Source organism: Agathobaculum butyriciproducens (genome assembly GCA_003096535.1).
GTDB lineage: Bacteria > Bacillota > Clostridia > Oscillospirales > Butyricicoccaceae > Agathobaculum > Agathobaculum butyriciproducens.
In genome coordinates, this window is sequence record QEKJ01000001.1 from 492,293 (window position 1) to 516,778 (window position 24,486).

23 protein-coding genes are annotated in these 24,486 nt (G+C 55.4%); 13 read left to right on the forward strand and 10 right to left on the reverse strand.

Annotated features, from left to right (window positions below; all coding sequences use genetic code 11):
* The first annotated feature begins 190 nt into the window (after positions 1-190).
* The 5 genes from potA (at position 191) to C7386_RS02300 (ending at position 4,398) form a co-directional block, all read left to right on the forward strand.
* Positions 191-1,243: a spermidine/putrescine ABC transporter ATP-binding protein gene (potA, locus tag C7386_RS02280; RefSeq protein ID WP_110435462.1), complete on the forward strand. Its 1,053-nt coding sequence runs from the start codon at positions 191-193 to the stop codon at positions 1,241-1,243.
* Positions 1,240-2,091, forward strand: a complete 852-nt coding sequence (locus tag C7386_RS02285; protein WP_286050255.1) for an ABC transporter permease — start codon at positions 1,240-1,242, stop codon at positions 2,089-2,091. The genes potA and C7386_RS02285 overlap by 4 nt, the downstream gene beginning before the upstream one ends.
* Positions 2,088-2,897 carry an ABC transporter permease gene (locus tag C7386_RS02290; RefSeq protein ID WP_110435463.1) on the forward strand — a complete coding sequence of 270 codons (810 nt, stop codon included), beginning with the start codon at positions 2,088-2,090 and terminating at the stop codon, positions 2,895-2,897. Before C7386_RS02285 ends, C7386_RS02290 begins: the two co-directional genes overlap by 4 nt.
* Positions 2,894-3,931, forward strand: a complete 1,038-nt coding sequence (locus tag C7386_RS02295) for an ABC transporter substrate-binding protein (protein WP_110435464.1) — start codon at positions 2,894-2,896, stop codon at positions 3,929-3,931. The genes C7386_RS02290 and C7386_RS02295 overlap by 4 nt, the downstream gene beginning before the upstream one ends.
* Positions 3,932-4,137: 206 nt before the next feature.
* Positions 4,138-4,398, forward strand: a complete 261-nt coding sequence (locus tag C7386_RS02300) for a TnpV protein (RefSeq protein WP_275945115.1) — start codon at positions 4,138-4,140, stop codon at positions 4,396-4,398.
* 639 nt (positions 4,399-5,037) lie between these two features.
* Here C7386_RS02300 and C7386_RS02305 read toward each other — a convergent pair.
* Positions 5,038-5,898: a MurR/RpiR family transcriptional regulator gene (locus C7386_RS02305; RefSeq protein WP_116704749.1), complete on the reverse strand. Its 861-nt coding sequence runs from the start codon at positions 5,896-5,898 to the stop codon at positions 5,038-5,040.
* Positions 5,899-6,185: 287 nt separating this feature from the next.
* On the opposite strand from C7386_RS02305, the gene C7386_RS02310 reads away from it, so the two are divergent.
* The 4 genes from C7386_RS02310 (at position 6,186) to C7386_RS02325 (ending at position 10,307) form a co-directional block, all read left to right on the forward strand.
* On the forward strand, positions 6,186-7,595 hold the full coding sequence (locus C7386_RS02310) for an MFS transporter (RefSeq protein WP_110435467.1): 1,410 nt from the start codon (positions 6,186-6,188) through the stop codon (positions 7,593-7,595).
* A 156-nt stretch (positions 7,596-7,751) separates the two neighbouring features.
* Positions 7,752-8,786 (forward strand): endonuclease/exonuclease/phosphatase family protein, encoded by a 1,035-nt coding sequence (locus C7386_RS02315; protein ID WP_147357276.1) that lies wholly within the window; start codon positions 7,752-7,754, stop codon positions 8,784-8,786.
* 89 nt (positions 8,787-8,875) lie between these two features.
* The gene (locus tag C7386_RS02320) at positions 8,876-9,601 is read left to right on the forward strand and encodes an MgtC/SapB family protein (protein ID WP_110435469.1); all 726 of its coding nucleotides are present in this window, start codon (positions 8,876-8,878) and stop codon (positions 9,599-9,601) included.
* Between the two features lie 13 nt (positions 9,602-9,614).
* The gene (locus C7386_RS02325; RefSeq protein ID WP_110435470.1) at positions 9,615-10,307 is read left to right on the forward strand and encodes an MgtC/SapB family protein; all 693 of its coding nucleotides are present in this window, start codon (positions 9,615-9,617) and stop codon (positions 10,305-10,307) included.
* A gap of 213 nt (positions 10,308-10,520) precedes the next feature.
* On the opposite strand, the gene C7386_RS13355 is transcribed toward C7386_RS02325, so the two are convergent.
* Positions 10,521-10,727, reverse strand: a complete 207-nt coding sequence (locus C7386_RS13355; RefSeq protein WP_165815432.1) for a hypothetical protein — start codon at positions 10,725-10,727, stop codon at positions 10,521-10,523.
* Here C7386_RS13355 and C7386_RS02330 point away from each other — a divergent pair.
* Positions 10,726-11,442, forward strand: coding sequence for a recombinase zinc ribbon domain-containing protein (locus C7386_RS02330; RefSeq protein ID WP_165815433.1), 717 nt, complete (start codon positions 10,726-10,728; stop codon positions 11,440-11,442). The genes C7386_RS13355 and C7386_RS02330 overlap by 2 nt on opposite strands.
* Positions 11,443-11,541: 99 nt before the next feature.
* On the opposite strand, the gene C7386_RS02335 is transcribed toward C7386_RS02330, so the two are convergent.
* From C7386_RS02335 to C7386_RS02345, 3 genes are read right to left on the reverse strand one after another with little or no spacing between them, the layout of a single operon-like run.
* A complete protein-coding gene (locus C7386_RS02335) occupies positions 11,542-13,836 on the reverse strand; it encodes a xanthine dehydrogenase family protein molybdopterin-binding subunit (protein WP_110435472.1) in 2,295 nt (764 codons plus the stop codon).
* Positions 13,833-14,306 (reverse strand): (2Fe-2S)-binding protein, encoded by a 474-nt coding sequence (locus C7386_RS02340; protein WP_110435473.1) that lies wholly within the window; start codon positions 14,304-14,306, stop codon positions 13,833-13,835. The genes C7386_RS02335 and C7386_RS02340 overlap by 4 nt, the downstream gene beginning before the upstream one ends.
* 12 nt (positions 14,307-14,318) lie before the next feature.
* Positions 14,319-15,083, reverse strand: coding sequence for an FAD binding domain-containing protein (locus tag C7386_RS02345; protein WP_110435474.1), 765 nt, complete (start codon positions 15,081-15,083; stop codon positions 14,319-14,321).
* Between the two features lie 137 nt (positions 15,084-15,220).
* On the opposite strand from C7386_RS02345, the gene C7386_RS02350 reads away from it, so the two are divergent.
* Both C7386_RS02350 and C7386_RS02355 read left to right on the forward strand, forming a co-directional pair.
* Positions 15,221-15,562, forward strand: coding sequence for a winged helix-turn-helix domain-containing protein (locus C7386_RS02350; protein WP_110435475.1), 342 nt, complete (start codon positions 15,221-15,223; stop codon positions 15,560-15,562).
* Positions 15,552-16,169: a nucleotidyltransferase family protein gene (locus tag C7386_RS02355; RefSeq protein ID WP_318261167.1), complete on the forward strand. Its 618-nt coding sequence runs from the start codon at positions 15,552-15,554 to the stop codon at positions 16,167-16,169. Before C7386_RS02350 ends, C7386_RS02355 begins: the two co-directional genes overlap by 11 nt.
* A 226-nt stretch (positions 16,170-16,395) precedes the next feature.
* Here C7386_RS02355 and C7386_RS02360 read toward each other — a convergent pair whose 3' ends face one another.
* The 5 genes from C7386_RS02360 to C7386_RS02380 all read right to left on the reverse strand — a co-directional run bounded on the left by C7386_RS02360 (position 16,396) and on the right by C7386_RS02380 (position 23,691).
* A complete protein-coding gene (locus tag C7386_RS02360) occupies positions 16,396-17,796 on the reverse strand; it encodes a uracil-xanthine permease family protein (RefSeq protein ID WP_110435476.1) in 1,401 nt (466 codons plus the stop codon).
* 263 nt (positions 17,797-18,059) lie between these two features.
* On the reverse strand, positions 18,060-18,896 hold the full coding sequence (locus C7386_RS02365) for a prephenate dehydrogenase (RefSeq protein ID WP_110435477.1): 837 nt from the start codon (positions 18,894-18,896) through the stop codon (positions 18,060-18,062).
* A 180-nt stretch (positions 18,897-19,076) separates the two neighbouring features.
* Positions 19,077-19,730 (reverse strand): VanZ family protein, encoded by a 654-nt coding sequence (locus C7386_RS02370; RefSeq protein ID WP_110435478.1) that lies wholly within the window; start codon positions 19,728-19,730, stop codon positions 19,077-19,079.
* A gap of 66 nt (positions 19,731-19,796) precedes the next feature.
* Positions 19,797-21,719: an NAD(+) synthase gene (locus C7386_RS02375; RefSeq protein ID WP_116704751.1), complete on the reverse strand. Its 1,923-nt coding sequence runs from the start codon at positions 21,717-21,719 to the stop codon at positions 19,797-19,799.
* A gap of 574 nt (positions 21,720-22,293) precedes the next feature.
* Entirely contained in the window at positions 22,294-23,691 is a 1,398-nt protein-coding gene (locus C7386_RS02380; protein ID WP_116704752.1) for an alanine/glycine:cation symporter family protein, read from the reverse strand.
* A gap of 235 nt (positions 23,692-23,926) precedes the next feature.
* Here C7386_RS02380 and C7386_RS02385 point away from each other — a divergent pair, with 235 nt between their 5' ends.
* A complete protein-coding gene (locus tag C7386_RS02385) occupies positions 23,927-24,469 on the forward strand; it encodes a DUF3877 family protein (protein ID WP_165815434.1) in 543 nt (180 codons plus the stop codon).
* Positions 24,470-24,486 lie beyond the last annotated feature (17 nt).

Consider the following 24,486-nt stretch of genomic DNA (forward strand, 5'->3'; position numbering starts at 1 on the left):
AGCATCCTCCCCTCGAATTTCCCTGCTTTTTTGCGAGCAGAATCTGCGTATCACCTTGACTTTTACGGCATTTCCCTATACTATTTATATGATAAAAATTATTTACTACAATATAGATATAGAGCAACCCCAAACAGAGCCTGACCCGCTCGGTTTGGGGCTGCTACCTGTTTGGGGAGAGTGATGAGGATTGAATCAAAATCTGGTCGATCTGCAAAACCTGAAAAAAGAATTTGACGGAACGCCTGTGCTGCGCGGCATTTCGCTGTCCATCAAGCGCCGCGAGTTCGTGACCCTGCTCGGCCCGTCCGGCTGCGGCAAAACGACCACACTGCGCATCATCGGCGGCTTTGAGCAGCCGGATTCCGGCGATGTATTCTTTGACGGCAAGCGCCTGAACGATGTTCCGCCCTACCAGCGCGAGATCAACACCGTGTTCCAGCGTTATGCGCTGTTCCCACACCTGAATGTTGCGGAGAATATTGCATTCGGTCTGCACATCAAAAAGCTGGACCGCGCAGATATCAAGCGCAAAACCGCAGAAATGCTCGAGCTGGTCGGCCTGCGCGGCTTTGAAAACCGCGATGTGACCAGTCTTTCCGGTGGCCAGCAGCAGCGTGTCGCCATCGCGCGTGCACTGGTGTGCGAGCCGCGTGTGCTGCTGCTCGACGAGCCGCTCGGCGCCCTCGACCTCAAGCTGCGCAAGGACATGCAGATCGAGCTGAAGCGCATCCAGCAGCGCACCGGCATCACCTTTATCTACGTCACCCACGATCAGGAAGAGGCGCTCACTATGAGCGACCGCGTGGTTGTCATGAACCACGGCGTTATCCAGCAGGTCGGCAGCCCGACCGATATCTACAACGAGCCGGTCAACGCCTTTGTTGCGGATTTCATCGGCGAATCCAATATCATTGACGGCGTGATGCTCGAGGACTGCAAGGTCGAGTTCTGCGGCCGCACCTTCGAGTGCGTGGACAAGGGCTTCGAGAAGAATGCGCCGGTCGATGTCGTTATCCGTCCGGAGGATCTCAAGATCGTCTACGCCGGCGACGGCCTGCTGCAGGGCGTTGTTGAGTCCATCGTATTCAAGGGCGTGCACTACGAGATGATGGTTCGCACCCAGTTCTTCACCTTCATGGTGCATTCCACCATGGCAGAGTCGGTCGGCAAGACGGTCGGTCTGTCCGTCATTCCGTTTGACATCCACATCATGCACAAGAGTGCGGAGGCGGAAGCGTGAAAAAATCCTTTGCCTATCCCTACGGCGTGTGGCTGGCGGTGTTCATCCTCGCGCCCATACTCATGGTCGTTGTCTATGCGTTCCTTAACGCAGACGGCGGCTTCACCCTGCATAATTTCAGCTATCTGCCCGGCTACCTGCCGATTTTCGGGCGGTCATTCTGGCTGGCGTTTCTCTCTACCGTGGTGTGCCTTGCGCTCGGCTACCCGATGGCGTACCTCATGAGCCGCCTGTCCGCCAGCAAACAGAGCCTTTGCATGATGCTCATCATGCTCCCGATGTGGATAAACTTCCTGCTCCGCACCTACGCATGGATGTCCATTCTGGAGAACAACGGCTTTATCAACCAGTTTTTCCGCTCCATCGGACTTATCTCGTTCCTGCAAAGCCATTTCGGCTATTCGCTGGATTATATCCCGCTCATCAACACGCAGGGCGCGATCGTGCTCGGCATGGTGTACAACTTTCTGCCGTTCATGGTGCTGCCGATCTACACCGTTCTCATCAAGCTCGACCGCAAGCTGATCGAAGCCGCGCAGGACCTCGGCGCACCGACCTATCTAGTGTTCCGCCGTGTGATCTTCCCGCTGAGCATTCCCGGTGTGATTTCCGGCATTACAATGGTATTTGTGCCGTCTGTCTCCACCTTCGTTATTTCGCAGATGCTCGGCAGCGGCAAGAATCTGCTCGTCGGCGACCTGATCGACCTTCAGTTCATGGGCGGTGCGTACAACCCGCATCTCGGCTCGGCTATCGCGCTCGTGATGATCATTCTCATCTTCATCTGTATGTGGATCATGAACAAGTTCGATGACGGCTCCTCCGAGGAAGGAGGGCTGCTGCTATGAAAAAGTTTTTCAAGAACTTCTATCTGCTGCTGATCTTCCTGTTCCTGTACGCGCCTATCGTTGTGCTGATGATCTTTTCGTTCAACGATTCCAAATCGCGCCGCCTGTGGAACGGCTTTACGACCCGCTGGTATGTCGAGCTGTTCCGCGATGCGGATATTCTCCATTCACTGTATGTCACGCTGCTCGTAGCCGTTGCCGCTGCCGCGATTGCAACCGTGCTCGGCACGATTGCCGCCATCGGCATCCACAACATGGGCCGCAGAGCCAAGGCGGCTTACCTGACCGTCAACAACATCCCGATGTCCTCGTCGGATACCATCATGGGCGTAACGTTCATGCTGCTGTTTGCCGCCATCGGTCTGGACAAGGGCTACCTGACCCTTATCCTCGCGCACGTTACGTTCTGCACGCCGTATGTCGTGCTCAATGTCATGCCCAAGCTGCGCCAGCTGGACAAAAACGCCTATGAGGCCGCGCTCGACCTCGGCGCTACACCACATCAGGCGCTCCACAAGGTCATCCTGCCGGAGATTATGCCGGGCATCGTCACGGGCGCTATCATGGCGTTCACTATGTCAATCGACGATTTCGTGGTGTCCTACTTTACCGCCGGCACGACCAGCCAGCCGCTGTCGGTCGTGATCTACTCGATGACCCGCCACCGCATGACACCGAAGATCAACGCCATCTCGACCATTCTGTTTTTGATCGTGCTGGCGCTGCTCATCGTCATCAATGTGCGTCAGTCCCGCGACGAAAAGCGCCGCGAAGCCGCCCGCCGGAAAGGAGCGATGCAGCCGTGAAAAAACGTATGCTTTCCCTGCTGCTGTGCAGCGCAATGTGCGCCGGGCTGCTCTCCGGCTGCGGCAATGCGTCCTCGGCAGAGGTGCTCAACGTGTATAACTGGGGTGAGTACATCGACACCGACCTCATCGACCAGTTCGAAGAGGAAACCGGCATCAAGGTTATCTACAACACCTTCGATTCCAACGAAAACCTGTATTCGCGCATCCAGACCACGAGCTATGACGTCATTATCCCGTCCGACTACGCGATTTCGCGCTTTATCGACGAGGATATGCTCCAACCGCTCAACTACGATCATATTCCGAATATGAAGCTGATTGACGAGAAATACACGCATCTGGACTTCGATCCGGAGCAGAAGTATTCCGTGCCCTATACCTGGGGCGTGGTCGGCATCGTGTACAACACCAAGTACGTTGATAAAGCGGATATCGGCTCGTGGGATTTGCTGTGGAACCCCAAATACACCAACCGCACCGCGATGTTCAACAACTCGCGTGATGCGCTCGGCATTGCGCTGATGTACCTCGGCTATTCGCTCAACACCACCGACAAGGACGAGCTGCGCGAAGCGGCTGACCTTATCATCGCCGGAAAACCGGTATATCAGGGCATCTGGATGGACCAGATTCTCGAAAAGCTGCCGAGTGAGGAAATTGTGGCTGCACCGTACTATAACGGCGATGCCGTCACCATGATCGACGAAAATCCCGACCTCGCATTCTACGTTCCGAAGGAGGGTACCAACCTGTTTGTCGATGCCATGTGCATCCCGAAGAACGCGAAGAACGTTTCGGGTGCGGAGAAGTTCATCAACTTCATGTGCTCAACCGAGGCGGCGATGGCAAACTGGGAGTATGTCGGCTATTCCAGCCCGCAGACCGAGGTCTATAACGAACTGGACGAGGAAATCACCAGCGACCCGTTGTATTTCCCGGATATTACGCAGTATCCGACCGAGGCATATACCAATCTGCCGACGGAAATCAACCAATACTATAATGATTTGTGGGTTGACATCTTAACGTGATCGGATATGCACCAACGCAACGTACAGGGCGAGGTGACCTCACCCCGCCCTACAAATATCACACCCAGCTAACCCAAAGAAAAAGAACGTATCCAATGAACAGCGCTGATAACGAAGCAATTCAAAATCAGCGCACAAGAGCCGTAAAGACACGAATCCCCTGCTGAGAATATTTCTCGGCAGGGGATTTTTCGTACATCGCCTATTTGAGCCATCGGCGCTATCTTTGTCAGAACAAACGCTGCTTGTATCAGTATCTATTCTTGACCGTTAAGCTGGACGCGCATTTGCATGAGATTGACCATACCGCCAACGAGATGTTCGCTCAGCTTACCAAACAGATGACGGCAGCCGAAGGTGTCACCGAAGCACTCAAAGCAGCTGGCCGGATGGAATGGGTGCGCCGCACGGACAGCATCCGAAGCCGCGTCAGAGAAATCGTCAATTCAGAACTGATTTACAACTGAGTAGAACCCGGAGTTCAGACTGCCGTTTGCGGCCTGAACTCCGGGTTCGCTTTAGGGCAAAATCGTGCAGTATCGGTCTAACAAGCAACGGATTTGCCCCAGCAAATCCAACCCGCAGGGAAATCCCTGTGCCCCTTATTTTATCATTTACCTGTGTGCAATCTCCACAGGCAAGTCATAATCCGCGCTCTGATGCAGCTTGCGTCCGCTGCACAATGGCTTGCGTTCATACCGCTGACAACACACAGTCGCTCAGAGGACAGCATCTTCGCGGTAAGCATCAGCAGACACATCGACAAAAGCGGAGCTGTGATGGCCTGAAGATGCCTTATCCTCCGTGAGGATACTATACTTGCAGTCACTTCTGCCACGCCGTCCGCCGCGTTGTAAGCCTGCCGTTTGCAATTTTACTCGAACCATTGTTGTCCAGCACGTGCAGCAGACGAACGTTTTTGTCGGTAACACTCTGACCGATAGTCAGCGTGAATCCGTATTCTCGGGTACAACTGCACCGGTCGGCGTGATCTTATTGCCTTTGCCGCCAATTACTATCGCTGCAACATATCTCAGCGGTTCCGTGTTCATTCGTCGGCGCTACATTTGCATTTTTGTTTGTCGAAAGCCGTGTTTTCTCGTCTTTTACTCCATGCGGAGCGGCTGGAGCACTTCATTCATGCGCTGAATATTCTGCACAACGCTATCCTTGCGGCGAACAGCAAGGCTGACATACAGCGAATCGATCAGCGAGAACTGTGCAACACGCGGCGAAACGAAAAGCTGTTCCGGAGAATACAGTTCCAGGCAGATATCACACACCTGCTTAAGTGGCGTATCCGGGAAGCCGGTGATGCCGATGGTCTGCGCGCCGTGCTCTTTCGCCGTACGGACGGCGGAAACGATCTCACATGTCTTGCCGGTGTGCGAGATAGCGATCACGGCGGTATTCGGCATACACAGGCTCGCTTGAATCTGCATCAGATGCGAGTCGGTCAGCGACACCGCACGGAAGCCGATGCGCATCAGACGGATGTAGAAGTCCTCTGCGATGGTGCCGGATGCGCCGACACCGAGAATGAGGATGTTTTCGGCGCGACTGAGCACATCGACCGCCTGCACGATCTTCTGGAAGTCAAGCAGCTGGAGTGCACGCTCGAGCGTGTCGATGTTGCGGCCAAACACACTCTCGGAAATGGTCTGAATACTGTCGGTTTCAGACAAATCTTCGAATATTGTTCGAACTGATTTGGGCGAATACTTCGCGAGCAGCAGCTTCATCTCGCTGAACCCGGTGCAGCCGAGGATCTTGCAAAATCGAATAATACTTGATTCTGCGATGCCTAGCTCGGCGGCCATCTGCTGAATGCTGATCGAGGTAATATGTACCGGATCGGCTATGATATGGTCAGCAATCCGCTTTCCAACCTTGGAAAAAGTCGCATATTGCGACTGGATTGCAGCATAAACGTTTTTATCCATACGCTCACCTTTTATCTGTGTCATATTATATTTTCATTGTAACACAATTCTTCCAGTTTGTGAAGAATGTACAAAAATAAACATTATTCTTTTTGCAAGATGAATTATTGAATTTTATTTCATGCAGTGCTATACTTGATTACAGTCAATGGATTAGAGTTCCATTGAAAGGGTAAAAGCTGAAGCAAGAGATTACGTCCGGACAACTTCTCAAACTGCGGTTCCCCGAAAAAGCACGTTCAGTGCTCGATAAAGGGCCGCGCAGCTCCAACTGGCAAAAAAGAAAAATAAAAAAAGGACTGAGCAAAACCATGGGCAAATCCAGCAACCCGACTTTCGCGGGTGATAAGGAATTTGAGAAGATCCATCTCAAAGAAAAGTTTTCCTACGGCCTCGGCGACGTTGCCTGTAACGTTGTCTACGCCCTGACAACCTCGCTGCTGATTTACTTCTACACCAACGTAGTCGGCATCTCCGCAGTAATGATCGGTACCATCATGCTGTTCTCGCGTTTCTTCGATGGTATTTCCGACGTACTGATCGGTCACCTGGTTGACCGCACGCATTCCAAGCACGGCAAGTCCCGTGCATGGATCCTCTGGATGATGATTCCGTACGGCATCGCAGCAATCCTGCTGTTCACCGTTCCGCCTGCTACGCCGATCGTAAAGGGCATTTACGTTTTCATTACTTATAACTTCTGCACCACCGTTGTTTACACCGCACTGAACCTCCCGTATGCAACGCTGGCAACGCTGATGACCCGCGACACCGACCAGCGCGCCGTTGTCAACCTGTTCCGTACCGGCATGTCCGCCCTCGGCAACATGGTCATCACCGCAGTAACCTTCCCGCTGGTTACCCGTCTGGGTGACACCCAGCAGGCATGGATCGAGGTTTCCATCCTCTACGCCATCGTTTCCATCATCATGCTGTTCATCTGCTTCAAGAACTGCCATGAGCGCGTCAAGGAAGAGACCAAGACCAAGGACGGCAAGAACGTTCCGCTCTGGATGGGCATCAAGCTCTGCGTCACCAACAAGTACTTCATCATGTTCTTCATGCTCGCTGTGTTCCTGTCCTTCTATGAGGCAGTTACCGGCACCTGCAACGCATACTACGCACAGTACATTCTCGGCAACCGCGACCTGCTCGGCGCACTCGCATCGTTCGAGTCCATTCCGCAGATCGTTACCGTTCTTGTTCTGTCTCCGTTCATCGCAAAGTTCGGCAAGCGCAATGTAGCGCTGATCGGTGCGGTCGTCGCCGTTATCGGCACGGTCTCCCTGTTCATCAACCCGAGCGCCCTCAATCTTGCACTGTTTGCCTGCGTCATGCGCGGCATCGGCAAGGGCTGCTTCCGCGGCGTCAAGTACTCCATGCTCGCTGACGTTATCGAGTACGGCGCATGGAAGAGCGGCATCCGTGTACAGGGCCTGATGGTATCTGCTACCACCGCCGGCCAGAAGTTCGGCTCCGGCATGACCAGCGCAATCTTCGGCGGTCTGATGAGCCTCGTAGGTTTCGCCGGCACCGTGACGATCAACGCAGCACAGTCTCAGATGCTGATCGGTATCTACATCATCGGCAACATCATTGCCTGGGGCGGCATCGGCGTTCTGCTGATCTTCTACAAGCTCGATAAGATCTATCCGCGCATTATTACCGAGATGAAGCAGCGCGAGGCTGCTGAGGCAGAAAAGGCCGCTGCAAACGCATAACTCAGACATACTCTGACACTCATTAATCATCTTTTTTCTTCCCTTATATGGCAACAGCCGGCGGAGTCATGTATTCTGCCGGCTGCCCCTTATTACGCATGGCCCTATCCCGGCGCATAACAAACTTGAAAGGCGTGTAACAAACAAATGGAAACTATGTCCTATGAAAACCGTATCGCCCTCGGCAATCTGGTACCGACGATCGGTCAGTTCAAGGTAATGGATAAAATTCCGCAGTACCAGCAGTGCGAGGTGCACAATCTGGTCGAGGCACCGGCTGAGGTGCCCGAGGTGCTGCGCCATGTCGTGTTCAACATCGAACGTGGTCAGACGCTGCACGAAACCATCGACTTCCTCAACATGTGTCCGGACTTCAAGAACATGGACATCATCTACGCGAACGAGCTCGATGACGGCGCGGTCCGCTCGGGCAACTGCAACGTGGCGTATGAGATCGCCAAGTCCATCGGCATGAACTATGCCTATGGTCTGGAGTTCATCGAGCTGGTCAACCCGGACGACAACAAGGGTTTCCACGGCAACGCCCTGTTCTCGCGCTGGCCGATCCGCTGGGCGAAGGTCGTTCACATGCCCGAGCAGTACAACTGGTACTATGACCGTCAGAAGCGCATCGGCGCGCGCGTTGCCATTGTCTGCTCGCTCGACATCGGCGGCCGGGAAGTCGGCGCGGTCAGCGTCCATCTGGAGAACCGCGCGGACAGCGAGGGCCGCGAAGCCCAGATGGCAGTCGTGTATGATGAGATCAAAAAGTCGTTCGCGCCGGACACGCCGGTCATGATCGGCGGCGACCTGAACACCAATACGTTTGACGGCAACGACATCCCGGGCTTCACCAAGCTGTTCAACGACCCGGAGCGCCTTGCCAAGCACATGGCGGCGGTCGAAAAGTACGAGCGCGTCCTGCCGCAGGCAGAGGAGAACGGCTTCTCCTACCGCGAGTTCAGCAGCACCGAAGGCACGCGCCGCAAGCCGATGCCGGGCGGCAAGAGCATGCTGCTCAAGCTGGACTGGCTGATGGCGCGCGGCATGGAATGCGTCGACCACGGCACGGTCTCGACTGAGACGAAGGACTGCACCTGGGCCGAGCCGGGCAGCGCGCTGGCGAAGTTCACAGGTCCCGAGCTGTCCGACCACAACGCCTGCTGGGCAGACTGTCGATTCGCAAAATAAATACTAAAATCTATTGTAGAAAGCTGCACACGCTGCACACATATTGACAGCGTGTGCACTTTTTATCGAGTGAGGAGAACCTACATCAAATGAGTGGAATGATACAATACCTGCGCGAACTTCATTTCGCCTCGGTCGTAGTGCGGCTCGCCCTTGCGATGCTGCTCGGCGGCTGCATCGGTCTGGAGCGCGGACGCAAGCGCCGTCCGGCCGGTTTCCGCACCTATATGCTTGTCTGTCTCGGCGCGGCGCTGACCGTGCTGCTCAGCCTGTACGAATTTACCATGGTGACAGGGCCGTGGTCGGATATTTGCGCAGAGATCGGCATAAAAACCGACGTTTCGCGTTTCGGCGCACAGGTCATCAACGGCATCGGCTTTCTGGGCGCAGGAACCATTCTCGTTACCGGCCGCCAGCAGGTCAAGGGCCTGACCACTGCCGCTGGTCTGTGGGCGTCGGCCTGCACTGGCCTTGCGGTCGGCGCAGGATTTTACGAGTGCGTGCTCATCGCATTCGCGATGATATTTCTCAGCATCCGCCTGTTCCCAATTGTGGATGCGTACATACAGGAGAACGCGCGTGACATCAATCTGTACATGGAGTTCTATTCGCTCGGGGACATCAGCACCATCATCAATCAGCTGAAATCGCAGAACGTGCAGATCTACGACATCGATATCGAGCGGAACAAAAGTGGCGAGGCGCTGCACCCAAGTGCGATCTTCTCGATCCGCCTCAATGAAAAAATACCGCACACGCAGCTTCTCTCCGATCTGGCGGAGTTGGACTGCTTTTGCGTGATCGAAGAGCTGTAAGGAGTGGACTGCTATGTTATCTGTTTTTGACGGCCTGCGCGACGTGACGACGCTTTCCGTGTTCGTGCGTCTGGCCTGCGCGCTCATCTGCGGCGGCATTATCGGTATCGAGCGCTCGTACAAGCGCCGCCCGGCCGGCTTCCGCACGCACATCCTCATCTGCATCGGCGCGGCCATCACCACGCTGACGAGTCAGTATCTGTATCTGAATATGCACTATTTTACAGATATGGCGCGCCTCGGTGCACAAGTTGTTGCGGGTATCGGCTTCATCGGTGCGGGCACCATCATCGTTACCAAGCGGCAGCGCGTCAAGGGTCTGACCACGGCGGCTGGTCTCTGGACCTCGGCCATCATCGGCCTCACCTTTGGCGGCGGCTTCTACGAGGGCGGCATTCTCGCGACCGTGTTCATCATGCTCGCCGAGCTTGTGTTCTCGCGTATCGAGTACCGCGTGCTCGAAAATGTGCCGGAGATCAATCTGTATATGGAATACGAGGACAAGCACTGTCTGGATGATGTGCTTCAGCTCTACCGCAGCTACAATATTAAAGTGCTGAACATCCAGATTACGCGCTCGGCAGAAAACGGTGAGCATAACGCCTGCGCTATCTTTTCGCTGCGCCTGCCGCGCAGCTGCGGCGTAGAAAAGCTACTGACACTTGTCGGCAGACGCGAGGGAATTGTGTCGGTGGAAGAGCTGTAAACCACACCGAATTTCAAAAAACAGAAAACCAAAGCAGTGATGCGCCTCGTATTTGGAGGCTGCATTGCTGCTTTCTTTCGTTTTTACCCGATGTGCCGTCGCGCAAGATGAAGAAAAATATCGAGTCGCTGCAAAAAGGCAGTAAGGATCACCGTAAAATTCCCTGCGGGGCTGGATTTGAACAATCAAATCCGTTGCTTGTTACGACATCTTCTACCCCAAAAACTCAATATTGGCACCATCAAAACAAACCGGAGCGCACAGCTGAATTTCAGGCTGTACGCTCCGGTTTTTGCTGCTTAGATTGGCGTTCATAAAAATTTCTAAAACGGTTTTGTCAGTTTTTGAGGGCAAAGAAGGCCTGTGAACATTATCGGAAATTTCAGCGGCGGCGCGAACAGGAACGATGAGGTGCAGCATGAACGAGTTATGGACTGAGCAGGGAAACAATTTCCGAATGAATATCAGCGGCACCGAATACGAGGTGAGCACGCATTTTGACATCAGCGGCAGGCAAAGCCTGTTTGCAGGTTTGCTTTACTGCCCGGACGGCGGCGCAAAACTTCATTTCTGTGCGTCGAAAAGCCTGAAACCGAATCAGGAATTTTATCGCTGTGCCAACTACAATTCCGGACGCGAAACATGCAAAATCCACTACACCTGCAACGTGGTGCTGGAGAAAATTGTTCTGGAAGCAGTCAGCAGTCTGGCGGATTATGTGCGCTGCTATGAGCCGGTGTTTCTGTATTTCCTCGCTATGCAGAATAACGCGGAGCATCAAATAAATTTGAAAGTGTTCCGGCAGTCCATTGACAAAGGCGAGCAGCGTATCCGGCAGATCGACAAGGCTATTGAAGAACTGTTTGAGGCCTATATCTGTGGAAAAATCACGGATGAGCGCTTTATCAAGATGACCGCAAGTTACAAAAAAGAGCAGAAGAATCTGACTGCATCGGTAGAGAACTGGAAGTTAGAGCTTAAAAACGCTCAGCAGCAGAAGGTAAACGGACGCAATCGAGTGAAGGTAGACATTTACTTTACTGCCGTTGGGATGGTAAATATTCCGACCGAAACCGAGATGAAAGCCGCTATGGAGGACATCCAGCGCAGCAGCAAGCAGGCAATCACCACATAAAAACAGCAGCGGCACAGTCCACAAATGTGAAACTGTGCCACTGCTTTATAATACTTCGTTATGGGTGCCGAATTAATCGGATACGTCCCTTTTTCATGCTTATTTCTTCTCCAGCGCTGCCATCGCAATCTTTTCCGGCGTAATGGGAAGCTCATAGAACCGCTTGCCTACGGCATTTCGGATTGCATCCGAAATCGCCGGCAGCGGTGTATTGATAACAACCTCGCCGATGGATTTCGCACCGAACGGGCCTTCGCCCTCGTAGCTGTTCTCGAACTCCACGCGGATCTTGCCAATGTCCACGCGTGCGGGAATCTTGTACTGGAAAAGCGAATTTTCCATCGGATAGCCGCGGTCGTCGTAGGTGACGCTCTCGGTCAGCGTCATGCCGATGCCCTGCGCAATGCCGCCCTCGGCCTGCACGCGCGTCAGATTCGGGTTGATGGGCGTACCGCAGTCCACTGCCGCAGCATAATCCAGCAGGGTTACCTCGCCAGTTTCGGTATCCACCTCGATCTCAGCCGCACCGACCATATACGGCGGAGGCGAAATCTCGGACGAATGCGTAACCGTCGCCTGCAGCTCGATGCTGTTGCCGTTCATGGAAGCCGTCGCAATATCACTCAGGCTAATGGTCTTGCCTGCATTTTCGCCTTCCTCTACGCGGACTTCCCTGCCGTCGAAGCTGACCTGCTCCTTATCGCAGCCGAGCAGCTTTGCGCCGAGCGCACAGATTTTGCCGCGCAGCTCGAGCGCGCACTTCTCGGTCGCCTTGCCGGTGACGTAGATCGTGCTCGAGGCATACGAGCCCGAGTCATACGGCGACCAGTCGGTGTCCGCACTCAGCGTGGTAATGTTGTCAAGCGGACACTCAAGCACCTCTGCCGCGATCTGCGCAAGCGTGGTATCACAGCCGGTGCCCATGTCAGCCGCGCCGATGAGCAGCGTGTAAAAGCCCTCATCGTTGACCTTGAGCGTCGCACTGCCGACGTCCATGCTCGTGATGCCCGAGCCCTGCATCGCCATGCCCATGCCGACCGCACGAATCTTGCCGTTTCCCATGTCCCGGCACGGATACTTGTTATCCCAGTCGATCATGTCGTGCACGCGCGCCAGACAGCGGTCGAGCGCACAGCTTGTGTTCAGCTGACCGTAGTACGCGGGCATAATCTCACCCTCGTGCGTAATATTCATCTCACGGATTTTGAACGGGTCCATGCCGAGGATGTTCGCCAGCTCGTTTACCGCGCTCTCCACCGCGAACAGGCCCTGTGTTGCGCCATAGCCACGGTACGCGCCCGCCGACATGTGATTGGTGTACACAACGTCACTCGTAAAGCGGAATGCCTCGGCCTTGCCGTACAGCGGAATCGACTTATGACCGGACAGACCGACCGTTGTCGGGCCGTGTTCGCCGTAAGCGCCCGTGTTGGACAGCGTGTGCAGGTCGATGCCGCGCACGATGCCGTCCTTGTTTGCGCCCAGACGGACGTGCATTTCCATCTCGTGGCGCGGCGAAGATGCAATCTGGCTCTCCACGCGGCTGAAGATGATCTTGGACGGCTTTTTCGTCATCCAGGTGACAAACGCCGGATACACCGCGCTGACCGCGGTCTGCTTGGCGCCGAAGCCGCCGCCGATGCGCGGCTTGGTGACGCGCACCTTGCTTTTCGGGATATGCAGTGCGTTCGCCACGATTCGGCGCGTATGGAACACGATCTGCGTCGAGCTGATGATATGCAGGCGGCCGTAGGTGTCGATCTCGCAGTAGGTGCGGAAGGTTTCCATCATCGCCTGCTGGCATGCCTGCGTGTGGTACACGCGGTCGATAACGACATCGCAGTCCGCGAGGACCGCATCGATATCGCCGTTGCCGCATTCATCGTGCGCGCACAGGTTGCGCCTGTTGTCCGCGCCGACCGGCGCAAGGCTCTCCCAGTTGTCCTCCGGATGCACGAGCACCGGATTGTCCTTTGCGGTGTGGAAATCGAGCACCGGCTCGAGCACCTCGTACTCCACCTTAACCAGCTTCATCGCCTTATCAACGCATTTTTCGTCCGCACCGGCGAGAATCGCCACCACATCGCCTACAAAGCGCACATGGCGGTCGATAACAAGGCGGTCATACGGACTCGCCTCCGGATAGGTCTGGCCGGCCTGCGTGTAGCGGCGGCCGTCCTGGTCTACGTCCTCCCATGTGAAGATGGCCTCCATGCCGGGGACTTTCATCGCGGCGGTCTTGTTGATAGACTTGACGATGGCGTTCGCGTGCGGCGAGCGCAGCAGCTTGACGCACAGGCAGTCGCGCGGCGTTACATCGTCCACATACACCGGCTGGCCGGTGACGAGCTGCATCGCATCCTTTTTGCGGAGCGGCTGATTGACTACCTTCACTGTGCGTCCTCCTCTCTCTGCTTTTTCCAGTCGAGATATGCGCGGATACCGCGCAGCTGTCCCTCATAACCCGAGCAGCGGCACAGATTGCCCGCCAGATATTCCTTGATCTCCTCATCGGTCGGGTCCTGCTTTTCGCGGAACAGCGCGATCGCGTTCATCATAAAGCCGGGATTGCAGAAGCCGCACTGCTCCGCACCCTGATCCGCGATGAACGCGCCGAATTCGGCGGCTTCGCCCTGCAAGCCCTCCAAGGTCGTGATTGTATGTCCGCTTGCACGCGCTGCCAGCACCGAGCAGGACAGCACCGGCTTTTCGTCCATAAATACGGTGCACAGACCGCAGTTTGCGGTCTCGCAGCCGCGCTTGACGCTCAGACAGCCATGATTGCGAACAAAGTCGATGAGCAGCGTGTCCGCCGCCACATCGTCTGCTACTTTCTTTCCATTCAATGTCATTGTGATCAGCATATCCGTTCCCCCTTACTCTGCATCGAGCGCGTGTGCCGCGCGGCGCACCAGCACACCCGCGAGGTGTCTGCGATACTCCGCACTGCCGCGCAGACTGCTGCCGGTCTTGATTTCCGCCCGAACGGCTTCCGCCATCTGCTCCGCCGTTTTATCCACAGGCTGTGCATAAATCTGTGCGCGCGCCGGACGGGCACCGATGGCGAACCGATAGCCGTTCTCATCCTTAACGGACGCACAGGTCAGCACCGGAATGTCGGTCTGGCTGATGCGCACGGACTGGTAGTTGAATTTCGCATTTTTCTTGGGCACGATAATGCGCACCAGAATATCGCGGTCCTTGGGTCTTTCGGCGTACTCGGAAAGCGGCACAATGCCGCCCTTGTACAGCTCTACCTGTGCGTCCAGCACGAGGAACATGGTCAGCACATCGGAAAAGCCGAACCGGCTGTACAGGCTGCCGCCGACGGTCGCCAGATTGCGAAGCTGCACGCCGACAATGTGGCGCACGGATTCGCGCATAGCACCGTTCGTGTAGGCTGCCAGTCCTTCGTGCAGCTCCAGCGCGCGCAGCGAGGCCATCGCACCGATCCGGAACTCGGTTTCGGTTTCCTCGATGGTGTCCAATCCCAGACCGGACAGGTCGATTGCCGTGCCGACATTCAGCGTCTCCATTTTGAGCCAGATCATGCCGCCGATCACGCGGTTGGACTTTTTCTGGTTGAGCGTATACGCTTCCTCGAGCGACTCGACTTTTTTGTATTCCCGTATCGTCAACATACGTTATATCCTCTCTCTTTCAGGGGAATGTGTTATCTTTTCAGTATACTACTTTTATTTTACCACAAAATCTGCTATAATGCCGTTGTGAATATCAAAATACAACGAAAAGAAAAAGTTGTGGGAAAGGAGCCGCCATGCAGCCAAATATCCGCGTGATGCTGTTCGATGAGGACGGCGAGCGCTTTTTCGGTGAGGGACCGTGCCGTCTGCTGCATGCCATCGAGCAGACCGGATCGCTTCGCGCCGCCGCGCAGTCCATGCAGATGGCATATACCAAGGCGCTCGGACTCGTCCGTCATGCCGAGCAGGTGCTCGGTTTTGCACTCACCGAGCGCAAAATCGGCGGCAAAGGCGGCGGCGGCAGCGTACTCACTGACGAGGCAAAGGAGTTTCTCTATCGCTATGAGCAGTATCGTGACGCCTGCAAACAGGCAGGAAAACAGCTCTATCCGCAGTTTTTCCCCGATGAAAAGTGAAATCGGATGTGTGATCATGGCATCCGGCCTGGCAAAACGGTTTGGCTCCAACAAGCTGCTCGCCGAATTTGACGGAAAACCGCTGCTCTGCCGTGCGTTTGCCGTGACAGAGGGGTTGCACCGCGTAGTCGTTACCCGCTCGACCGAGATGCAGGCATTGTGTGAAAAATACGGCATTCCCGTCCTGCACCATGCCCATCCACTTCGCAGCGACACCGTGCGGCTTGGACTGGAGTACCTGCTGCCGCGGTTTCCTGCCATGTCCGGCTGCGTGTTTCTGCCGGGTGATCAGCCGCTGCTGACGAGGAAAACGCTCTGCTGTATGGTGTCGGCATTCTGCGCGGAACCCGACCGGAAATCGCAGATTTTCCGTCTATGCGAGCCGCAAAGCGGTACGCCGGGCAGTCCGGTGCTGTTCGGCGCAGATTATTTTGAGGAACTGCGTTCTCTTCCCGAGGGCAGGGGCGGCGGCGCGGTCGTCAAGCGGCATGCGGAAAGGGTAACGCTGTTTCCTGCTCGACATCCGGCGGAATTGATGGACGCGGATACACCGGACGTTCTCGCAGAATTAAAATTGATTTTTCAAAACGATTCATTTTATCGGTAATGCCAACCATTTGATGCGGCGTTATGCAGGCGCACATTGTGCGCCCCTACGGTTACGTTTGTGCAGTCGGTTTACACGGTGCGCCGAGGTCGTCGCACCCTACAGTATCATTTTACGCCTCTCTCAATCGGAATGGCGAATGGTTGACTGTTACGATCATTTTCCATCCTCAATTCTCCATTCTCAATTAAAAACCCCGGAAAGAACTTCTTTCCGGGGTTTTGCATTATGCTTCGGTTTTCTTATCCTTCGGGAGCACGATATTGAGCAGAATCGCAACAAATGCTGCCGGTACAATACCGGAACCGCCAAAAATCAGCTGAACCGCCTGCGGCGCCTGTGCCAGAATGGTCATATTGGCACCCATGCCGTAGCCGACACCCAGAGCAACCGACACGATGGTCAGATTACGCGGCGTCATCTCCTCCTTGGTGATCAGCTGGATACCGCTGATAACGATGGACGAGAACATCATAACAGCCGCACCGCCGAGCACGGACTGCGGCATAATGGACACGATCGCGCCCAGCTTCGGAATCAGACCGCACAGAATGAGGAAGATTGCACCGACGGACAGGGCACCGCGGTTGACAACCTTGGTCATGGTAACAAGGCCTACGTTCTGGCTGAACGAGGTATTCGGCAGTACGCCGAACAGCGCCGCAAACGACGAACCGATACCGTCGCAGGCTACGCCGCCGGACAGCTCCTTGTCAGTTGCCTCACGGCCCATGCCGCCTTCCATAACGCCCGAAATATCGCCGACGGTCTCGACTGCGGTAACAATAAACATAACCAGCACCGGCAGGATGGCGCGCAGATCAAACACCGGCTTTACCGGCATCAGCTTCGGGATGGAAAACCAGCCGGCCTGTGCTACCTTGTCCCAGTTGAGTACCCATGCCTTGGTAAATTCTACACCGTCCGCGTCAACCGCGGTGGTCGGCAGAACAAAACCCATGATGATTGCCGCAATGTAGCCTGCAATAATGCCGACAAAGATCGCGGACGAGCCAAGGAAGCCCTTGCAGCCGTGCTTGACGACCAGAATAACCACCAGCACGAACAGCGCCAGCAGCAGATTTTCCATCGAGCCGAAATCCTTCGCGGAGTTGCCGCCGCCGAAGGAATTGATGCCGACCGAGATCAGCGACAGACCGATACTCAGCACGACCGTGCCGGTAACGACCGCCGGAAAGAATTTGCGCAGCGGCTTGAGGAAAAAGCCAAGTACCGTCTCAAACAGGCCGCCGAGAATGGACGCGCCCATAATCGCGCCATACGCAATCACACCGCCGCCCATGGTAGCCGCAACGCTGTTGAACACGCCGATAAAACCCGAGCTTGTACCCATGATGATCGGCACCTTGCCGCCGATTGGGCCGATGGAAAACAGCTGCACCAGCGTTACCACGCCGGCCACGAACATCGCGTTCTGCAGAACGCTTACCTGCAGGTCCGCGAACTCGCCGCCTGCAATGCCGCACGCACCCATGATGATGAGCAGCGGCGTCAGGTTGCCGACGAACATCGCAAAAACGTGCTGCAGTCCCAGCGGAATCTTGCGCGACAGAGGCATTTTTGCCTCAAAATCGTGCGCTGCGTCCATAGAAATTTTCTCTTGCATACCCACACTCCTTTGTGTTGTCCTGTAAAGTGCCGTGCCATTCATTCCCCTTAGCAAAACACTTTCTGATTTCATGCAAATAAATTATAACAAAAACAAATTCCTATGTAAATGGATTGCGCGGACAGACGCAGGATTTTGGAGGTATGCGCAAAAATTTACGTTCTGCGACCTGTTTCCTTAACAATTTCCCGAATCCGCGCAAAAGGAAAGGAACAACGCACACAGGCATTGTCCCTTTTCGTATCGTTTCGAATTTCTGATTAACCCAGTCTTTCCTTGCGCTCGCGTCCGTCTCTCAGCAGAATGGTCAGTTCCTCGCGGTCTCCTGCACGGATGGCCTTGCGGTATTCGTCAAGGTGCTTGATGACCTCGTCAATCTCCTGCGCGAGCGGCTCTGCGTTGCACAGGAACAGCTCGCTCCACATGGTCTCATTCAGCTTGGCAACACGCGTCAGATCCTTGTAGCTGCCCGCCGAGTAGCCGTTGTGCTTGTCCGCCTCCGGACTTTTGATGTACGCCGAGGAAACCACATGCGCCAGCTGCGAGGTAAACGCGATCATGTGATCGTGCTGCTGCGCGGTACAGCGCACGGTCTGGCCGAAGCCGAGCGACATGAAGTACGCCTCCAGCTGTTCAAGCACACGCTCGGTGCTGCTCTTGGTCGGCACAAAGATCATGCTCGCACCGTCAAACAGGGTCGGCAGCGAATAATCCAGACCGGAGAACTCACGGCCCGCCATCGGGTGACCGCCGACGTAGTGCACACCGGCGTCAAGCGCCGCCTGTTCCAGATGATCGACCATAAACTGCTTGACGCCGACCATATCGACGATCACGCAGCCCTTTTTCATCTTCGGCATGTTCTCGAGCAGCCAGTCCACCGTTGCCTGCGGGTACAGACCGATGATAACAAGGTCAGCCTCCTTGTACAGCGCTTCGGTCGCAATCGCGTCAATCGAGCCGTCAGCCAGTGCCTGCTCTGCGGTCGCGCGCGTGCGGTTCCAGCCTAAAACGCGGCTGAGTGTGCGCGCCTTGATGGTTTTCGCCATCGAGCCGCCCATCAGGCCCAGACCGGCGATGAGTACGGTATCAAACATGAATGGGTTCCCCCTGTCTTTTGTTTTTTATTCAGTTAAAGTTTATAACGGCAGACAGGGTTTGTCAAATAAAATTGAGAATTGAAGATGGAGAATTGAAAATGAATGTTGAGATAAAAACTTATCACAAAGAGATGAAGCCATCGCGTTCATTCTCCATTTTCCATTCTCAATTCTCCATTATTTTTTTGGTCTTGGATTAACGCTGCAAATGCGATGCCAAAGCGGTGTCACTCTGCACACGATAAAAACGAGCAGCGCACCCGCGAGATTGAGGATAAGATCATCCACATCGCACGAGCCCGTTCCGGTGTACACCTGCAGCACCTCCACCGCCGTGATGCTCAGCGCGAGCGACGCCGTGAAGAAGAAAATGCTTCTCTGCCAGCGGAACAGTGCGGGCAGGAACACGCCCATCGGCGCGAACGCAATCAAATTGCCTGCCAGATTGAGCACCACAAGCCGCAGCGAGATATTGCCGTAGCCGTAGGCTAACAGGTAATTTTTCACCGTGCGGAGCGGCTCCAGATTCACCATATCGAGCGAGGTATGACCAAATCCGCGGCCGAACGCGTTATCGAAAAACAGCACATTCAGCAGCACCCATATGTAGTACAGAAACAGCGCCAGCATATACAGCCGCCGCCGTATCGGACGCGTATTGTCCGGCACGCCGCAGAACAGCGCAGCACGCAAAAGCACCGCAAAAATCGCTGCAAACACGAATTTCTGCTCGGGTGCAACGGTGATTCCGGGTGCTAACTCATAATAGATGTTGAAGCACAGAAATACCGCTGTCAGCAGTACCGCTATGCCGCGAATCAAATTCTTCAAAAGGAGATTCTCCTTTGTATTGGAATATCATAGGGCGGGAGTACCCGCCCTATGTCATAAATTCTGTTACAGACTCTCCGCTTCCTTGAGCCACAGCGCGGATACTGCGTCCGACGGCATACGCCAGTCGCCGCGCGGCGAAAGCGTTACGGTACCGACCTTCGGGCCGTCCGGCAGGCAGGAGCGCTTGAACTGCTGCGTAAAGAAGCGGCGCATGAAGGTCGTCAGCCACTTCTTGATGGTCGCATCGTCATACACGCCCGCAAAGGTCTTGTGCGCGGCGCGGAAGATCTTGCGCGGCGGATAACCGAAGCGCAGCATATAATACAGGAAAAAGTCGTGCAGCTCATACGGGCCGACCAGATCCTCGGTCTTTTGGCTGATCTCGCCGTCCTTGGGCGGCAGCAGCTCGGGCGATACCGGGGTATCGAGCACATCCTGCAAAACGTCAGACAGCTCGCCGAGCGTGCGGTCGGCCTCATAGGCAACAAGGTAGCGCACCAGCGTTTTCGGGATAGAGCCGTTGACGCCGTACATACTCATGTGGTCGCCGTTGTAGGTCGCCCAGCCGAGCGCCAGCTCGGACAGGTCGCCCGTGCCGACCACCATGCCGCCGTTCTTGTTGGCGAGGTTCATCAGCACCAGCGTGCGCATGCGCGCCTGACCGTTCTCAAAGGTAACGGAAAGATCATCCTTGGACTGGCCGATGTCCATGAAATGCTGATCGACTGCCGCTTTGATGTCCACGGTTTCCAACGTGACGCCGTAGGCTTCCGCCAGCTTTTCCGCGTTGCCCTTGGTGCGGGCGGTCGTGCCGAAGCACGGCATGGTGACAGCCAGAATGCCCTTGCGGTCGAGTTCGAGCATATCAAACGCATGTACGAGCACGATGAGAGCCAGCGTGGAATCCAGGCCGCCGGACAGGCCGACAACTGCCGTCTTGGCATGCGTATGGCGCAGACGGGTGGCAAGGCCGGTCGCCTGAAGCGTCAGGATCTCCTCGCAGCGCTCATCGCGGAGCGCCTTGTTCGCCGGAACGAATGGCGTGCGCGGGAAGGTCCGGTCAACAAGGTCGTTCTCCACCGGCTCGAGCGAGAACGAGAACACGCTGCCCTCGATAGACTCGAATGTGTTCATGCGCTGACGCTCATGCGCCAGACGCTGGAGGTCGATATCCGCGTAAATGATGCCCTGCGAGAACATCTTGCTCTCGGACAGCAGCGCACCGTTCTCCGCGATGAGGTCGTGACCCGCGAAAACAAGGTCCTGCGTGGACTCGCCGAAGCCGGCGTCCGCATACAGGTACGCGCACAGCAGACGGCCGGACTGCTGACGAACAAGGTCGCGGCGATAGCCCGCCTTGCCGATGATCTCATCCGATGCGGACAGGTTGACGATAATGTGCGCGCCCATCTGCGCCAGCGTAGTAGACGGCGGATTCGGCACCCACAGATCCTCGCAAATTTCTACGCCGAAGGTGAACAGCGGCTGCTCATCGCACTGAAAAATGCTGTCGGTCACAATCGGTACATAGCGCGGCTCACCAGCTGTATCAGTAAGCGTTACGCTCTCGATCGAACCCAACGTATCTGCCGATACGAAATGGCGCTGCTCGTAGAACTCGGAGTAGTTCGGAAGATGGGTTTTCGGCACGAACGCCAGCACATCACCGGCATTTACGACAGCGGCCACGTTATACAGCTTGCCGCGCACGCGCAGCGGCAGACCGACTACGATGACAGCCGCAAGCTCTGCGGTCTCGCGGCAGACCGTGCGCAGCGCATCCAGCGCACCTTCGAGCAGGGTCTCCTGCAAAAACAGGTCGCCGCAGGTATAGCCGGTCAGGCACAGCTCGGGGAACGTGATGAGCTTCGCGCCTTTGGCAGCGGCCTCCTTCGCCAGCTTTACGATCTCAGAGGTATTATATGCGCAGTCCGCAGCGTGCAGATCAGGCGTTGCTGCGGCAATTTTGATAAATCCATCTCGCATCGGTGATGCTCCTTCCAGTGGAATAGTCCAGATAGAGTTAGTATACCTCTTTTTGCGCGTTTACGCAAGGGAAATGCCCTCAGAAGAAAACTTGTGCACCCACAAGACTGGGTACGCGAAGCGCGCAAGCGGTATGTTGTTTCCGAGCGAAGAGTTACCACCTGCGGGCGGCGGGAGTTCGCCGTACCCACGGCGTGGGGGCAAAAGGGTAGACACCTACGGTTTCTACCCTCTTGACTCCCGTTTCCCTTTATTTCTTAATCTGACGCAGACCAGAGACCGGCGACCGCTTCGAAACGGGGAACGGCAGAGGAGCTTTTCTACCGTAGGGGCGCACAGTGTGCGCCCATTTCTCTACCTATACGCAGTGTCAGATACCATTCTGCTACACATATCGGCTACTCCACGCAAGCGCGACATACCCGTGTCGCGCAACTCGTTTATCTGGATATTACGGACGGCACCTGCGAATTGCATTTGTCCATGTTATTCATTCGTACATATGGTGGGCGAAAACGAATCGCAAAACGAAAAAATGGAGAATGAAATGATTTCATTCTCCATTTTCAATTACTTACCGATCCACAACCGGAATCTCGGACTCATCCTTTTCATCCAGATGCTTCAGATAATGCTTTGTCTCTGCCGCGATCACGCCGGAGAGCAGCAGTACAGCGATCAGGTTCGGGATGGCCATGAATGCATTCAGCACGTCCGCAATAGTCCACACAAGGTCGAGCGCAAGCACGGGTGCACACACAACGACCGCGATAAACAGCACCTTATACGGCAGAATCGCCTTTTTGCCGAGCAGATACTCGGCGGCACGCTCGCCGTAGTACGACCATCCGAGGATGGTGGAGTACGCGAACGTAATGATGCTGATCATCAAAATCAGCGGACCGATATACGGAATCTGTGCGAATGCTGCGGTGGTCATCTGACCGCCGTTTGCCATATTTTCCGCATTGACCGCAGGATTTTTCATCATTGAGGAGACAAGCACCAGACCGGTCATCAGGCACACGACAACCGTCGTCCAGAAGGTGCCGGTCGCAGAAACGAGCGCCTGCCGCACCGGATTGCGCGTCTGTGCCGCGCTGGCAACCAGCGGTGCCGAACCCATGCCGGACTCATTCGAGAACAAGCCGCGTGCCACGCCGTACTGCAGCGCCAGACGGATGCCGCCGCCGACCAGTCCGCCGGTCACGGCGCCCGGCTTGAACGCCAGCACGAAAATGGCCTTGAGAGCCGGCAGCAGAAAATCGTAATTGGTGCACAGAATAACAATGCAGCCGACCACATAGAACAGCGCCATCAGCGGCACCAGCTTTTCGCACACAACTGCAATGGATTCAATGCCGCCAATAATGATAATCGCGGTGATAATGCCGAAAACAATGCCGATTGCGATACGCGGCAGGCTGATGGGAAGGTTGGTCTCCAGTACCTCGGCAATGGCGTTGATCTGCGTGCCGCAGCCGATGCCGAACGAGGCGAGCATAGCAAACAGCGCAAACAGCACCGCCATCACCTTGCCGAACTTCTTCCACTTGAGGCCGCGCTCAAGCGCGTACATCGCACCGCCCATCATGCGGCCGTCCGCGGTCTGCACGCGGTACTTGACCGCGATCAGGCTCTCCGCGTACTTGGTGGCAATGCCGAACACGCCGGTCAGCCAGCACCACAGCACAGCACCCGGTCCGCCGAGATAGATGGCCGTGCCGACACCGATGATGTTGCCCGTGCCGATGGTCGATGCGAGTGCAGTCGTCAGCGCCTGAAACTGACTGACGTCACCCGGCGAATCCGGGTCCTTTGTCACCGACAGGCGGATACCGGTGAAGGTCTTGCGCTGGATGAAGCCCGTGCGGAACGTCATAAAAATATGCGTACCGCACAGCAGCACCAGCATGGGCAGCCCCCAGATCCAGCTGTCGATTTTGTTCATTAATGCAACAAATACTTCCATGTATCCGATTCCTTCCTCACTTTTCTTCTCTTTCGGACAAGAGAAGGCGCTTACCCGCCATTTTTGTTCGGATAAGCGTCGCAGATTTATATTATATCGAATTTTCCGGAAATATGCAAGCATATTCGTGTGTATTCGACACTTTTCCGGCATTTGACGGGATATTGCGCGTTCTCCTATCGTATGCTATAATCGTATAGAATCAAAAACTATCGAGGTGTTCTCTATGAACTCTGTGAACTATAAACGACTGGAAAAGAGCCTGACCGATGTCATTCAGGAAGCACAGCTCAAGATTGGCTACGACCACCACCCGATCACGCTGTATTATCCCACGGAATCCGTGGCGCGTCTGCTCGGCACACCGGAGGAGGACGCGGACAGCACCGAGCGTGCGCTCGCTTCCCTTTCCGCGCACACCGCCGACACGCTCGGCGCAATCCAAGTCACCCGCGATGACAAGCGTTTCTGCTTCCACATTTCCGCAGAAGGCACACAGTATGTGCATGAACAACTGCCGGAACCCGCGTTTCTGCGTGCATTTCTGCAGGTAATGCGCGGCCTGACGGTCAGCTTTGACGATATTCTTGCGGTGTTCCATCAGTTTTCCGACAAGGTGCACTGTGAGAAGCTCGAGGGCAACGAGGAGTTTGACTACCTCGTGTACTTCGAGGACGGCACACCGGACAGCTACCGCTACTGCATCAAGCTGGATGATGACGGTGATGCCGTCTATCACCGCTTTACGCCAGAGGATTATGCGGCGTTTGGCTTCTAAACCTCACGCAGACATGA

Bases quoted from the DNA above. Each gene is read 5' to 3' on its own strand.
- C7386_RS02365 (WP_110435477.1), bottom strand. From the start codon at position 18,896: ATGTTTGATACCGTACTCATCGCCGGTCTGGGCCTGATGGGCGGCTCG.
- C7386_RS02290 (WP_110435463.1), top strand. From the start codon at position 2,088: ATGAAAAAGTTTTTCAAGAACTTCTATCTGCTGCTGATCTTCCTGTTC.
- C7386_RS02305 (WP_116704749.1), bottom strand. From the start codon at position 5,898: ATGACACAGATAAAAGGTGAGCGTATGGATAAAAACGTTTATGCTGCA.
- C7386_RS13355 (WP_165815432.1), bottom strand. From the start codon at position 10,727: ATGCTGCACCTCATCGTTCCTGTTCGCGCCGCCGCTGAAATTTCCGAT.
- C7386_RS02355 (WP_318261167.1), top strand. From the start codon at position 15,552: ATGAAAAGTGAAATCGGATGTGTGATCATGGCATCCGGCCTGGCAAAA.
- C7386_RS02375 (WP_116704751.1), bottom strand. From the start codon at position 21,719: ATGCGAGATGGATTTATCAAAATTGCCGCAGCAACGCCTGATCTGCAC.
- C7386_RS02310 (WP_110435467.1), top strand. From the start codon at position 6,186: ATGGGCAAATCCAGCAACCCGACTTTCGCGGGTGATAAGGAATTTGAG.
- C7386_RS02325 (WP_110435470.1), top strand. From the start codon at position 9,615: ATGTTATCTGTTTTTGACGGCCTGCGCGACGTGACGACGCTTTCCGTG.
- C7386_RS02345 (WP_110435474.1), bottom strand. From the start codon at position 15,083: ATGTTGACGATACGGGAATACAAAAAAGTCGAGTCGCTCGAGGAAGCG.
- C7386_RS02380 (WP_116704752.1), bottom strand. From the start codon at position 23,691: ATGGAAGTATTTGTTGCATTAATGAACAAAATCGACAGCTGGATCTGG.
- C7386_RS02320 (WP_110435469.1), top strand. From the start codon at position 8,876: ATGAGTGGAATGATACAATACCTGCGCGAACTTCATTTCGCCTCGGTC.
- C7386_RS02315 (WP_147357276.1), top strand. From the start codon at position 7,752: ATGTCCTATGAAAACCGTATCGCCCTCGGCAATCTGGTACCGACGATC.
- C7386_RS02340 (WP_110435473.1), bottom strand. From the start codon at position 14,306: ATGCTGATCACAATGACATTGAATGGAAAGAAAGTAGCAGACGATGTG.
- C7386_RS02350 (WP_110435475.1), top strand. From the start codon at position 15,221: ATGCAGCCAAATATCCGCGTGATGCTGTTCGATGAGGACGGCGAGCGC.
- C7386_RS02330 (WP_165815433.1), top strand. From the start codon at position 10,726: ATGAACGAGTTATGGACTGAGCAGGGAAACAATTTCCGAATGAATATC.
- C7386_RS02360 (WP_110435476.1), bottom strand. From the start codon at position 17,796: ATGCAAGAGAAAATTTCTATGGACGCAGCGCACGATTTTGAGGCAAAA.